General features: G+C 64.3%; 12 protein-coding genes. 4 read left to right on the top strand and 8 right to left on the bottom strand.

From position 1 onward, the window contains the following. Positions 1 to 1,077: 1,077 nt before the first annotated feature. Positions 1,078 to 1,320, bottom strand: a complete 243-nt coding sequence (locus tag AAHK20_RS23985; RefSeq protein WP_449183990.1) for a hypothetical protein — start codon at positions 1,318 to 1,320, stop codon at positions 1,078 to 1,080. On the opposite strand from AAHK20_RS23985, the gene AAHK20_RS23980 reads away from it, so the two are divergent. The 4 genes from AAHK20_RS23980 (at position 1,319) to AAHK20_RS23965 (ending at position 6,485) form a co-directional block, all read left to right on the top strand. Then, positions 1,319 to 3,070, top strand: a complete 1,752-nt coding sequence (locus AAHK20_RS23980) for a PQQ-binding-like beta-propeller repeat protein (RefSeq protein ID WP_449183989.1) — start codon at positions 1,319 to 1,321, stop codon at positions 3,068 to 3,070. The two genes, AAHK20_RS23985 and AAHK20_RS23980, sit on opposite strands and share 2 nt — an antisense overlap. Positions 3,071 to 3,093: 23 nt before the next feature. Continuing rightward, a complete protein-coding gene (locus AAHK20_RS23975) occupies positions 3,094 to 3,861 on the top strand; it encodes a carbonic anhydrase family protein (RefSeq protein ID WP_449183988.1) in 768 nt (255 codons plus the stop codon). A gap of 228 nt (positions 3,862 to 4,089) precedes the next feature. Continuing rightward, entirely contained in the window at positions 4,090 to 5,157 is a 1,068-nt protein-coding gene (locus AAHK20_RS23970) for a glycosyltransferase family 2 protein (RefSeq protein WP_449183987.1), read from the top strand. A 161-nt stretch (positions 5,158 to 5,318) separates the two neighbouring features. Then, positions 5,319 to 6,485, top strand: a complete 1,167-nt coding sequence (locus AAHK20_RS23965) for a glycosyltransferase family 87 protein (RefSeq protein ID WP_449184044.1) — start codon at positions 5,319 to 5,321, stop codon at positions 6,483 to 6,485. Here the strand turns inward: AAHK20_RS23965 and AAHK20_RS23960 are convergent. The 7 genes from AAHK20_RS23960 to AAHK20_RS23930 all read right to left on the bottom strand — a co-directional run bounded on the left by AAHK20_RS23960 (position 6,449) and on the right by AAHK20_RS23930 (position 13,351). Further along, positions 6,449 to 7,462 carry a pilus assembly protein TadG-related protein gene (locus AAHK20_RS23960; protein ID WP_449183986.1) on the bottom strand — a complete coding sequence of 338 codons (1,014 nt, stop codon included), beginning with the start codon at positions 7,460 to 7,462 and terminating at the stop codon, positions 6,449 to 6,451. The two genes, AAHK20_RS23965 and AAHK20_RS23960, sit on opposite strands and share 37 nt — an antisense overlap. 71 nt (positions 7,463 to 7,533) lie before the next feature. After that, positions 7,534 to 7,962, bottom strand: coding sequence for a TadE/TadG family type IV pilus assembly protein (locus AAHK20_RS23955; RefSeq protein WP_449183985.1), 429 nt, complete (start codon positions 7,960 to 7,962; stop codon positions 7,534 to 7,536). After that, a complete protein-coding gene (locus AAHK20_RS23950; protein ID WP_449183984.1) occupies positions 7,959 to 8,864 on the bottom strand; it encodes a tetratricopeptide repeat protein in 906 nt (301 codons plus the stop codon). The genes AAHK20_RS23955 and AAHK20_RS23950 overlap by 4 nt, the downstream gene beginning before the upstream one ends. After that, on the bottom strand, positions 8,861 to 9,811 hold the full coding sequence (locus tag AAHK20_RS23945; RefSeq protein ID WP_449183983.1) for a type II secretion system F family protein: 951 nt from the start codon (positions 9,809 to 9,811) through the stop codon (positions 8,861 to 8,863). Before AAHK20_RS23945 ends, AAHK20_RS23950 begins: the two co-directional genes overlap by 4 nt. Then, positions 9,808 to 10,782: a type II secretion system F family protein gene (locus tag AAHK20_RS23940; RefSeq protein WP_449183982.1), complete on the bottom strand. Its 975-nt coding sequence runs from the start codon at positions 10,780 to 10,782 to the stop codon at positions 9,808 to 9,810. The genes AAHK20_RS23945 and AAHK20_RS23940 overlap by 4 nt, the downstream gene beginning before the upstream one ends. Before the next feature lies 1 nt (position 10,783). Beyond that, a complete protein-coding gene (locus tag AAHK20_RS23935; protein WP_449183981.1) occupies positions 10,784 to 12,133 on the bottom strand; it encodes a TadA family conjugal transfer-associated ATPase in 1,350 nt (449 codons plus the stop codon). A gap of 15 nt (positions 12,134 to 12,148) precedes the next feature. Next, positions 12,149 to 13,351 carry a CpaE/TadZ family protein gene (locus AAHK20_RS23930; protein ID WP_449183980.1) on the bottom strand — a complete coding sequence of 401 codons (1,203 nt, stop codon included), beginning with the start codon at positions 13,349 to 13,351 and terminating at the stop codon, positions 12,149 to 12,151. Position 13,352: the final 1 nt, after the last annotated feature.

The following is a 13,352-nucleotide window of genomic DNA, read 5'->3' as shown; positions in this document are numbered from 1 at the left end:
GTACGACTATTTGCAGGGCAGTGGCGCACCTTTGAGCCTGCGCAATATTGATGCCGGGGTAGCTCGGTCTCGAGAAGCTTCGCGCGGTTCATTTCGGACAACCGCTTAGATGTCAAGAAAATCCGCCAATCAATACGCTCGATTGACACATCACCTTGGATACTGCGGCAAGCTTGCCAATAATAGGCAATATTGACTTGGCACCAAGCCCATTGCTCTGTTCTTTGTCGGCATGCGAGGTACTCTCACGTGCTCCAGACGCATCGCCGTTCATCATCCGTTTAAGTGAAATTGTCTGCGTGAACTGAATTCCCTGGTCGAGCTTGGCTCGGACCGGGTGGATCTATTTGTCCGTTTGATTTCTGGCAGGTCGGCTTTGATACGGGTAATGGCGGCACGCCGATTACCCGAAGCGTCGACAAGCAACGCGTCATTTGCTCGATTCCCCCGCAAGGGGTTAAGAAAAAGAGGCTCGGCGATGCGCAAGATCTCTGGTTCCCCCTCCCTTTTACAACCGACGATTGTGCCGCCCCACGGCTCGCCGAAAGCGCTGCACATGCGTTTTGCCGTACCCGTGGCCGCGTTGCTGTTGAGCCTCGCTTCAATCGGCGGGTACGCGCAAAGCACGCTAACCATCGGCGGCGTGACTTACACGCTGTGCGCAACGGAAGGGACGTTTTGCTCGTTTACCGGCACGGCGACGGTCGTGTTCGGCACGACCTACCCCTCGTTGATGTACGACATCAACGGGCCGTTCACGAACGGGGTGAATTGCGTCAATGGCTCCGTGTCGAAAACCGACCCGGCCTATGGTTATTCGAAGAGTTGCTGGTATGGCGGCACGTCATCGGGCTCATCAGGGTCGACGTCGGGCTCAACGGGTTCCTCCGGTTCTTCAGGTTCATCCGGTTCGTCCACATCAGGCAGTCTGACGCAATGCGCAGCGGAGAATGCTTTTTGCTCGTTCACCGGGACCGTGTCGGTTCTCTACGGCGGCAGTACGACGGCCAACAACGTCACGAAGTCATTTACGAATGGCGTGACGTGCAACAACGGGTCGTTTGGAACGGACCCGGACTACGGTGTGACGAAGGCGTGCTGGATTCCGTCGTCATCGTCAGGTTCGACGGGGGGAAGCTCGGGTTCGGCTTCGGGGTCGTCCTCCGGGTCGAGTTCCGGTTCAACGGGGTCAACAGGTTCAACCGGTTCAACGGGCTCGACCGGGTCCTCCGGTTCTTCAGGCTCATCCGGCTCGTCCACATCCGGCAATTGGACGCAGTGCGCAGTGGAGAATGCCGTTTGCTCGTTCACCGGAACCATGACGGTTCTCTACGGCGGCAGCACGACGGCCAACAACGTCACGAAGTCATTTACGAACGGCGTGAAGTGCAACAACTCGTCGTTCGGAACGGACCCGGACTTCGGCGTGACGAAGGCATGCTGGATTCCGTCGACATCGTCAGCGTCCACGGGTGGCAGCACGGGTTCGGGCTCGACTTCGGGCTCCTCCGGGGCCTCTGGATCGAGTTCCGGCTCTTCCGGTTCGTCAACCACTTCGACCGTCGACGTTCCGACCTACCACAACGACATCGGCCGCACGGGGCAGCAGCTGGCCGAGACGATCCTTTCGCCCGCCAACGTCAATTCGACGACGTTCGGCAAGATCGGCTTCGACACCACCGACGGCAAAATCGACGCCGAGCCGCTCTATCTCTCGCAGGTGACGATCGGCGGCAGCAAGCACAACGTGCTGTACGTCGCGACCGAAAACGCAAGCGTGTATGCGTTCGACGCCGACTCCGGCGCCACGCTCTGGAAAGTCTCCACGCTCGGCGCGAACGAAACGGCGGGCGACAACCTCGGCTGCTTGCAGATCACGCCGATGATCGGCATTACGGCGACGCCGGTCATCGACCGCACGAAAGGGACGAACGGCGCGATCTATGTCGTGGCGATGTCGAAGGACGCGTCGGGCACCTATCACCAGCGCATTCATGCGCTCGACATCACGACGGGTGCCGAGCTGTTCGGCGGTCCGACTTCGATCACCGCGACGTATCCCGGCAACAGCACCAACGGCTCGGGCGGCACGCTCACCTTCAATCCGCAGCAATATGCGGAGCGCCAGTCGCTGCTGGAGTTGAACGGCAACATCTACACGGGCTGGACCTCGCACTGCGACAACGCGCCGTATAACGGCTGGGTGATCGCCTACAGCGCGACGACGCTGCAGCAGTCGGGCGTGCTGAACCTCACGCCGAACGGCACCGGCGGCGCGATCTGGATGAGCGGCGCGGGCATGGCCTCGGACGGCACGTCGATCTACTTCCTCGACGCGAACGGCACCTTCGACACGACGCTCACCGCGAGCGGCTTCCCGACGCTGGGCGACTACGGCAACGCCTTCCTGAAGCTCGGCACGACGAGCGGCCTGACCGTCTCCGACTACTTCAATATGTACAACACGGCCGCCGAATCGCAGGCCGACGAAGACCTCGGCTCGGGCGGCGCGCTGGTGCTGCCGGATCTCACCGATTCGAGCGGCGCCGTCCACCATCTCGCGATCGGCGCGGGGAAGGACTCGATCATCTACGTCGTCAACCGCGACTCGATGGGCAAATTCAACGCGAGCACGAACAACATCTATCAGCAGATCAACGGGCAGCTCGTCGGGCCGGAGTTCGCCATGCCCGCCTATTTCAACAACACGATCTACTTCGGCTCGATCGGCGATAAGATCAAGGCGTTCCCGATCAGCAACGCGCAGGTGGCGACAGCCCCGACCAGCCAGACACCCGAGACGTTCGGCTCGCCGGGCGCGACGCCGAGCATCTCGGCGAACGGCACGTCGAGCGGGATCGTGTGGGCGGTGCAAAACGGCACGATCGCGGCGCTCTACGCCTACGACGCGACCAATCTCTCGAACGAGCTGTACAACAGCAACCAGGCGGCCAATGCGCGCGATCAGTTCGCGGGCAACAAGTTCATCACGCCGATGATCGCGAACGGGAAGGTCTACGTCGGCACGACGACCGGGGTGGCCGTATTCGGGCTGCTCGGCAGCCCATAGCCACGCTGGGGCGGCCAACTGTCATGGAGGTTCACATGGAATCGGATAAAGATTGCTGTTTGAACGCTCATCCCAACAACCACGGACGGCGGACGTGGCTGAAAGCCGGTACCGGTGCTTGCACGATGGCGTTGTTGAGCGCGGCCGGATTCGGACCGGCCGAGGCCAACGCTGCCGCGTTGACCAAGGCGCAACGCGACGCCCTGACGCCCGATCAGATCATCGACATGATGAAAAAGGGCAATGCGCGGTTTCGCGCCGGAAAAATGAAGGAGCAAGACTACCTTGCGCAAAAGCGCTCCAGTGCGCCCGGCCAGTACCCCGCGGCGATCGTGCTCGGCTGCATCGATTCGCGCGCCCCGGCCGAAGTCATCTTCGACATGGGCATCGGCGACACCTTCAATGCGCGGGTAGCCGGCAACATCGCCAATCAGGACATGCTCGGCAGCATGGAGTTCGCCTGCGCGGTGGTGGGCGCGAAAGTCGTCCTGGTGCTGGGGCATACCGCCTGCGGGGCGATCAAAGGCGCCATCGACAACGTGCAACTCGGCAATCTCACCGGGGTGCTCGAAGCGATCAAGCCGGCGGTCCAGGCAACCGACTACCAAGGGGAACGCACCAGTAAGAACGCCGAATTTGTCGATGCCGTCGCGCGGTCGAATGTCCGGTATGTCGTCGATCAAATCCGCAAAAATAGCGAAATCCTCGCGGATTTGGAAAAGAAAGGGCAAATCAAAATCGTGGGCTCGATGTACGAGCTGCACACCGGAATGGTGACTTTCCTCAGCTAATTTTCCTTGCACCTCCCTCCTTGCCTCCTAAAATCAATTCTGGTTTCAACAGAATAAAGGCGTAATCCTGGCAATACGCCGGGGTAGTCCCGTGGCGGGCGGCTTAGGGCCTGTGATTAGCATGAACAGGCCCTCAACGTTGCCCGTTAAGAATGACAGCTATACGCGGCATGCCGCAGGCGTGACGCTACGAAAAAACCGGGAATTGCCGACGCGCTCGGAGGGACCATGCCCGCGCAAGCCAATAAGCCGTTGATCTCGCTGGTGGTGCCGTTCTATAACGAACAGGAAGCGGTGGTGCGTTTTTTCGCCCGAACCGTTCCGGTTCTCGATGCGATCGCCGATATCCGCTTCGAAATCGTGTGCATCAACGACGGCAGCACCGATGAAACGCTGCGTCGCCTGATCGCGGTCAGCGCGCAGGACGCGCGCGTGAACGTGATCGATCTCACGCGAAACTTCGGCAAGGAGGCCGCGCTGACAGCCGGCATCGACGAGGCGATCGGCGACGCCGTCATTCCGATCGATGCCGATTTGCAGGACCCGCCCGAGCTGATTCCGACGATGATCGAGCATTGGCTCAACGGCGCCGAAGTGGTGGCCGCCAAGCGGACCGACCGGGACGACGACACGTTCGCCAAGCGCACCGCCGCCGCGCTTTATTACCGCGCCCATAACGCGCTTTCGGAAATCAAGCTCCTGCGCAATGTCGGGGACTACCGCCTGATGGATCGCGAAGTCGTCAATGCGCTGTGCCTGCTGCCCGAGCGCCGCCGCTTCATGAAGGGGTTGTTTGCCTGGGTCGGCTATCGCACCGTGATCGTCGAATACAAGCGTGAGCCGCGCAGCGCGGGCCGCTCGAAATTCTCCGGATGGCAATTGTGGAATTTCGCGCTCGAAGGCATTACCGGCTTCAGTACCGTGCCATTGCGATGCTGGACGTATCTCGGCGCGCTGATCGCCGTAGGGGCGTTTCTCTATGCCGGCGTCGTCGTAGCCAAAACGCTTTTGTTCGGCAATCCGGTTCCGGGCTATAGCTCGCTGATTTCCGTCATGCTGTTTCTGGGCGGCATCGAATTAATCGGCATTGGCGTCATTGGCGAATATATCGGCCGCATCTATTACGAATCAAAAGGACGGCCTGTCTACCTCGTTCATCGGCGCTATCGCGGCAACGCGCAGGAAAGCGTGACGCCGCTCGGGCGCGGTGCGTCTTCCCCGCGCAGGAACTTGAAGCTCGTGTCCACGCGCCGGCGGCCGCCGGCACGCGCGCGCGTATCCGGCGGCGGCCAGTGACCGATAGCGCGCTAAACCCGCGCTAAACCGATAAAGGCGCCATGTCCTCCTTCGATCCATCCGTGAGCGCGCGCGACCAGAACGTCTCGAAGCGGCTCGCTTCCGGGCGGCCCGTCAAGGGATGGCTGACGCGAAGACGCCTGATGCTTTACAGCGCCATCATGCTGGTGCTGCTCGCATTGTTCATGGTGGCGTGGACGGGAGTCAGCCACGGCTTCACGACCGAGGCCGTCGCACGGCCCGGTGTGGACTTTTCGGTGTTCTGGGCCGCGTCATACCTGATGCTTCATGGCGCGCCGTGGCAAGCCTACGACCACATCGCTTTCGCGACCACCGAGCACGCGCTTTTCACGCTGTACGGCAAGGCCGATTTCCTGCCTTGGCTCTACCCGCCGACGTACCTCGTCGCGGTCACGCCGCTCGCGTTGCTGCCGGTCAGGGTCGCGCATCTGTTGTTCGTCGGCGGTAGCGTGCTCGTGTTCGTGTCCGGCGCGTTGCGAGTCTCCGGCCTGGCGCGCAGCGTGGGAGGCTGGCGCACGGCAGCGTTTCTGGCGGCCGCATGTCCGTGCGTGTTCGTCACCAGCGTATTCGGACAAAACTCGTTGTTGACCGCCGCCATGGCCGCATTCGCCGTGCTTTGGATCGAGCGCTATCCGGTGCGCGCCGGACTCTGCATCGGCTTGTTGGCGATCAAGCCGCAGATGGCCGTGGTGTTCCCGTTCGTGTTGATCGCAGCGGGCGCTTGGCGCGTTTTTGCCGTGGCGGCGCTAAGCGGCGCGGCGTTCGCGGCCATCAGCGCGTGGGTTTGCGGCATGCGCGCGCTGCAAGGGTTCTTCGTCAATCTGCGGCTTGGGCGCGAACTGATACTCGAGCACAGCGTGCGCTTTCATCTTGCGTCGCCTACGACGTTCGCGGCGCTGCGTCTCGACGACGTGCCGCTCGTTTTCGCCTATCTCGCGCAAGGCGCCGTGGCTGCGATTGCGATTGCCGCCGCCTGTGTCGTCTGGAAGCGCTCGCGCGATACGGGTTTGCGCGCGGCTGTGCTGGTCACCGCGACGTTGCTGTCGAATCCGTATCTCTGGCACTACGAGCTGGCGTGGCTCGGCATCGCGCTCGCCTGTCTGACCGCGAGCGGACTGGGCGGCGGATGGCGGCGCGGCGAGCAGGGCGTCATCGTGCTGGCGTGGCTGCTGCCGCTCTATGAGTTCTTCAATCCGGGCATGCTATTGCCCCAGGTCGGCCCGATCGTTCTGCTGCTCGTGCTGCTGGTTATCTCGCGGCGCACTAATGCTCACATCGCCAATTGCGGCGCCGCATACGCGCCATAGTTCGGCCCGACGCCGCTCGTCGAAACGGGAATCGTGTAGCCGGAAACGAAATGGCCTTGGATGTACTTGCCGCTGCCGCCCACCGACGCGTCGATATAGAACGGTGCGAACGCAACGATCGCGACATACGTCTGCGAGGCCGTTTGCGTGACGACCGGCAACAGCACCGTGGTGCCGACCGGCACCGAGCTGTACAGCGTGGTCTTGGCGCCAGGCACCAGATAGATGCTGTTGCCGATGCTCAACGAGGTCGGGTTGCCGGTCGACATCAGGTTGCGCATGGTGGGGACGTCGTTGGCGCTGTCGAGGAAGGTCGTCCATTGGCCTGCCGCGCATGAAGCGCCGCCATACGTGGAGCCGTCGGTGATGTTGAACTCGTAAGGCGCGCTGGTCGACGGATTGATGAGGGGCGAGTTCGTCGACGAGTTCCAATACTGGTTGTAGATGCACTGATCGAGCGCGACCGGAAAAACTCCGCCCGCGCCGATCGTCCCGGGCGTTCTCACCACCGCCACCGCCGACGCGCTGCCGGACGTGCTCGTGATGTTCATCACGCCGGCCAGCAGCAAGGAAATCGGCCCGCCGTTGACGTTGGCCGTTCGCGCGATCGTGACTTGCACGGCCGGCATGTCGTAGGTGCCGGGCGTGATGGTGGCGGCTTCCAAGCTGGCCGGCGTGCCGGTCAAATTCCAGTAGCCGGTATGGATCGTGCCCGTCGAGAGCTTCGTGCCGTCCGACGCGTTGAGCGAGACCGCGCTCGTCGCGGCGGTTTGCGCTTGGGTCCAGTTGGGCCCCGAGGCGGTGGACGGTGTCAGCCCGGCGGCCCCCGCGAGCGCCGCTGCATCGGCCGCGTTCTGCAATTCGTTGCGCGCGACGGCGAGGCGCGCCATGTCGATTGCAAATGCGCCGAATGCCAGCAGCGGGATCAGGAACAGCAAAAAGTACAGCCAGACGGCGCCGCGTTGCTGCGCCCGCATCGCCGGTTGCCCATGGAGCCGATGAAGTCGAGAGGAACGCGCAAGGCAGGGCGACAAGCGAGGCATGGTGCTCACTCGTAGTTCATCACGGTCGTCGCGGAGAGCGTGACGGGGCCGGTGAGCACGCTCAGCGCCGAACCCACGAACAGGCCCTCGTACGTATAGCTGACGGTCACCGTCAGCGGATTGCCCGACGACGTGCCGCTCGATTGGTTGACCGTGACCGTCGGCGTCGTTGCCGTGCCGCCCGTGATCAGGCTGTTCTGCGCGTAGTTGAGCGCGACGGTCGTGATCTGCGCCGCGGTCAAGGGCGGCACGCGCACGACCACGCCGGCGCGCGCGGCTTCGCGGCTCGCGTTGGTGATGACCGCCTTGTCGCACAAGAGGAGGCTCACGTCGACGATGCCGAACAGCACCATCATCAGAAACGGAAGCACGAGCGCGAATTCGAGCGCGACGACGCCATCGTCACGTTTCGCGAGCGCGGCGAGGCGTTTCATTTCGTCGTGTCCGGACCTGCTTGCGCCGTTGCTTGTGCCGCCGCTTGTGTCGAATTGGACTCGGCGACGCCGGGCGTTTTCGTGACCGCGGCAGCCGCGCCCCGGGGCCGCGTCGCGAGACCATCACGCACGGCTTGATAGACACGCAGGTTGTCGTCGACGGCCGAGGGCGGCAGATCGAGCTGCAGGATCTTTTTCGCGGAGTCGGCATTGCCGAGCACGCCATAGCCCAACGCGAGATTCTGGCGCGCTTGCCACGGCGCATCGGGAAGATTGGCGACATCGAGCAGCACGTTCACGCCTTCGCGCGGGTGGCCATCGACGATCAGCGAGAGCCCGAGATCGACGCGCAGTCCTTGGGCGTCGGGATGCACGCGCAGCGCCTCGCGATAGACCGCTTGCGCTTCGCCGTGGCGGCCTTGCAGATCGAGCGCCGTGCCGAGACCTTCCGACGCCAGCACATTGTTGGGCTGCGCGGCCAGCAGTGTGCGATAGAGCGCGGCTGCGTCGTCGAGCCGGCGCTGCCGCAGCGCGACGCGCGCGAGGCCGAGCTGCGCGCCGAGTTGCGATGGCGCGAGCGCCGCGGCTTGCGCGTAGAGCACTTGGGCGCGGTTCAGGTCCCCGGTTTGATAGGCGACATCGGCCAGGCCGAGTTGCGCGTCGACGGAGTCGGGATGCGCCGCGAGAATTTTTGCGTAGAGCGTCCCGGCCAAGTCCGTGTTGCCGCCGGCGAGGGCGCTGTCGGCGATTTTCAGATCGGCCTGCGGGTCGTTGCGCGGCGAGGCGGCAACGGGCTTGACGTTGTAGGGGTTGCTGTTCGCGCAGCCGCCCGCTGCCAGGACCACGAGGAGGATCGGCAGCGCGAGCGTGAACGTCAGCGTGTTGGCGTGAGCGATTTTCATTGGGCTCTGAATACGGCGAGTAGGCGAATCACGGCAGGGCCGGCGGCGATCAGGCCGACGGTCGGGAGAATGAAGAGCATCATCGGCAGCGTGATTTTCGTGGCGAGCTTCGCGGACTTTTCTTCGAGCGCCGTCAACTGGTCGGTCCGCTCGATGTGGGACAGCGTGCGCAGCGCCTGCGTGATCGGCGTGCCGTATTGCTGGGACTGGATGAGCGTCGTCGCGAGCGCATGCACGGACGGCACGTCGGTGCGCGCCGCGAGATTGCGCAGGGCGGTGGCTTGGTCCGAGCCGATCTGCAGTTCATCGGCGGTGAGCGTCAGTTCGTCGGAAAGCGGCGCACAGATGTTGCGCAGCTCGTGGGCCACGCGCTTGACGCTGACGGCCAGGCTGTTGCCCGCGTTCGTACAGATGACGAGCAGATCGAGTGCGTCGGCGAGGCATGCCGAGATCTTCTTTCTGCGCCGCGAGATCAGTGCGCCGAGCGCGTACTCGGGCAGGATCAAGCCGATCACGAAGCCGCCTGCCATCGCGATGAGGCGAATGACGAGGTATTCGCCGAAGCGTGGAATCATCGGCGCCAAGAAGAGGGCTGCCAGCCCGGCGAGCGCGCCCGAAAGCAGCTTCAGGCCGATCATCGTCGATAGCGCACGGTGGTCGCGAAAGCCCGCGCGAATCAATTTTCTTTTCAGCGCATCCCGTTGCGTCGGGTCGAGCATCGGCACGCGCTCGCCGAGCGCGGCGACGCGCTGAAACAAGCCCCGCTTCAGATCGGCGGGGCGCAGCACGCTCGTCGCGGCCGGCGCCGCGTTGCCGAGCGACGTCGCCTGGCGCATGCGCTGGGCGATCTGCGTGCGCACGCGCGAACGCGGGCCGGCCAGGGCGAGCGCGGCCCAGCCGAGCAAGAGCATGAGCGCGAGCAGCGATATGACGTCGAAGGTCTTCATCGCGACGTATCCAGTTTCGCAATCTTGTTGATCGTCAGCAGACCGATGGCGAGCAGGATCGCGGCCAGGGTCAGCATCTTGTGTCCCGCACTGGTGGTGAACAGCAGCTCGACATAGGACCGGTTCACGAGGAACAGGAACCCGGTGATCACAAATGGCACGGCGGAAATGACTTTCGTCGTGATCCGCCCTTCGGCGGTCAGCGCGCGGCTCTTCATCCGGATTTCGCGGCGCGAGCGAATGATTTCCGCGAGCTCTTCGAGCGTTTCGCCGAGGCTGCCGCCGGTTTCGCGCTGGAGCAGCAGGTAGACCGTGAAGAACGAGAAATCCGCGATCTGCAGGCGCTCGGAGGCCTGATTCAACACGTCCTTCAAGTCGGCGCCGAGCAAGAGGCTGTCGCCGATGACACGGAAGGTCGAACGCACGGGTTCTTCCGCGTCGTGGCCGGCGGTGTTGATCGCCTGCACGACGGGGATGCCGGCGCGCACGGCGCGCACGATCAGGTCGATCGTGTCCGGAAACGCTTCGAGAAAGCGCGTGCGAAAGCGCGAGACGAGAAACCGGTAGCTCACCCGCACCGCCAGCAACGGCACGCCGATATAGGCGATGACGCGCACGATGGCCGGCGCGTCGGCCAGGCTCGCGCCGGCGGCCGCTAGCAGGAAGCCGATCACGGCGCTCGCGCCGATCAGCCGCATGCCCGCCTTGCCGCCCACGGCCCGCACGTGCGCTGCCCATCGATGCAGCCACGCGGCCAGCGGGCCGCGCTCGCGATCGAGGCTCAAGAGCGCGACGCCCGAGCCCGGCCGGTCGGCTTGCTGTCCGCCGCCTCGCAACGAGATCTCGCTCATGCGCCGCCGGATGCGCTTCCTCGCTTTGCGATGCGCAAAAGGCAACCAGCGCGGCGCATAGAACCCCAGCGAGGCGACCGCGAGAAACGCGACGAAGGTGACGAGATTGACGGCGTTCATGTCAGGTCCGCAGCGCCTCGATCAGCGCGTCTTCGACGCCGTAATAGGCGGCCCGCGCCGCGAACGCGGGCCGTATCGAAGTCGATTCGAACACGCCGGTCACGTCGTCGATCGAGGCACCCGCGTTCTGGCGAAACGCGAAGAGATCCTGCGAGATGACCACTTCGCCTTCCATGCCGACGATCTCGGTGATGCGCGTGATGCGGCGCATGCCGTCGCGCATGCGCTCGATCTGCACGATCATGTGCACGGCGCTCGCGATCTGGCGGCGGATCGACAGCAGCTGCAGGTTGGCGTTGGCCATCATGACCATGCTTTCGAGCCGGCTGATGGCGTCGCGCGGCGTGTTCGCGTGAATCGTCGTCATCGAGCCGTCGTGGCCGGTGTTCATCGCCTGCAGCACGTCGAACGCCTCCGGGCCGCGGATTTCGCCGAGGATGATGCGATCGGGCCGCATCCGCAACGCGTTGCGCACGAGATCGCGCTGCGACACGCCGCCTGTGCCCTCCGTGTTCTCCGGCCGCGTTTCGAGGCTCACCACGTGCGGCTGCTGCAGTTGCAGCTCGGCGGCGTCCTCGATCGTGACGATCCGCTCGTGCTCCTCGATGTGCTGCGACATCGCGTTGAGCAAGGTCGTCTTGCCCGAGCCCGTGCCGCCGGATATCACGACGTTCAGGCGGCACACGCACGCGATCTTGAGCACCTGCAGGATCGCGGGCGACAAGTTGCCTTGCTGCGCCATGCGCGCGAGCGTGATGTCGCGCTTGGCGAACTTGCGGATCGAGATCGACGGCCCGCGCATCGCGATGGGCGGCAGCACGACGTTGACGCGGCTGCCGTCGGCGAGCCGCGCGTCGACCATCGGCGAGCTTTCGTCGACGCGGCGGCCGACCGCGGCGGCGATCCGCTGCGCGACGTTGACGACGTGCGCGTCGTCGCGGAACTTGAGCGGCGTCAGTTCGAGCTTGCCTTGACGCTCGACGTAGACCTGGTCGGCGCCGTTGACGAGGATGTCGGTGACGGTGTCGTCGGCGAGCAGCGGCTCGATCGGGCCGACGCCGAACATATCGTTGAGGATCGCGTCGACGATCTGGACTTGCTCGCTTCCGGTGATCTTCAGTTGCTCGCGCTCGATCGCGTGGCGTGCGATTTCGTCGATGCCGGCGCGGACTTCGCTGCGCGACTTCATTAGCGCGGCCGACAGATTCATCGAGGCGAACACGGCCGCGCGGATCGTCTCAAAGCGCTCGGAACGGATCAGTTCCTCGTGGCTGTCGAACGGCGCCTGGGTGCGCGTTGCCGGGCGGCTCGCGGGAGACGGGGCCGGCTTGGGCGGTTCGTGATCCTTCATGCCGAATTTCACGGTCTACCCCCGTTTCTTCGTGAACCATGCATACCAGGGCTCGGCAGCCACCGCGCCTTCGCCCGTGATGCCGTGCGCCACCGCCGCGATGGTGTTCAAAAAGCCGTGCCGCGTGTTGCTGACGGGCTCGCCGAGGTTCTCGGCGAGCGCCAGCGCCTTGGGCGCGTAGGGCAATTCGTGCGCAATCATTCGGCCGAAGGCCTGATCGAAGTCGGCGCCGTCGACGCGGCCGTTCACCGGTTCGAGCGGGTTGTTGAGCAGGACCGACGTGATGCGCTCGCCGGGCAACTCCTGCGCGAAGCGAAGCAGGCGCGCACATTCGCGCGCGGCGTGCACCGAACGGTCGGCGACAACGTAGACGAGGTTCGAGGTGTCGAGCGCTTCCTCCATGACGTGCCCGCCGCCGCGCGGCACGTCGAGCAGCACGTAGTGGAAGTCCTGCTTGAGCGCATCGACGAGCTCCGCGACCGCGCCCGAGCGGATCGACGGATCGGCGCCGTACGGCAGTTCGGCGGAGAGCATGAAGAGGCGGTCGGTCTTCGTCACGAGCACGCGTTCGATGAACGAGGCGTCGGGCCGCTGCGGCATCTGCAACAGCTCGATCAAGCCGTTGTTGTTCGACACGCCAAGCTGCGCGTTCGCCGCGCCGCCGTTCAGGTTCAGGTCGACATAGGCGATGCGCCGGCGCGTCTCGCTCGACAGATGCCGCGCGAGACACACGGCAATCGTCGTGACGCCCACGCCGCCGCGCGCGCCGATGAAGGAGAGCACCTTGCCGGTGCGCACCTGCAGCACCGGCTCGTTCGACGCGAGCGAGCGCCGCAGCAACTCGACGGTCAGCGGCTTGACGAGGTAGTCCTGCACGCCGATGCGCAGCAGATTGCGAAAGAGGCCAACGTCGTTCTTGTCGCCGATCGCCACGACCTTGATCGACGGCTCGCAGACTTGAGCGAGCCGGTTCAGATCGGAAAGCGGCATCGCGAGGTCCGATACGTCGACGATGAGCTGGCGCGGCGAGCGCTCGACTTGCTGCAGTAATCGGATGGTGTCTTCGAACGTGCCGAGTTGCAGATGCGCGTTCGGGATTGCGTGGTCGAGCAGCAGCTTGCCGATCACGTCCCGGCTGCCGGGATCGGCGACGATCGCGACGAAATCCGCCGTCTTGACCGTGGCGGGCTGGCTGGAGAAGGGCGTCGCGACTTTCATG

The sequence above is a fragment of the Trinickia camelliae genome (assembly GCF_053525655.1).
Note: the sequence above shows the minus strand (reverse complement) of the source record. Positions and strands in the feature narration are given on the sequence as shown.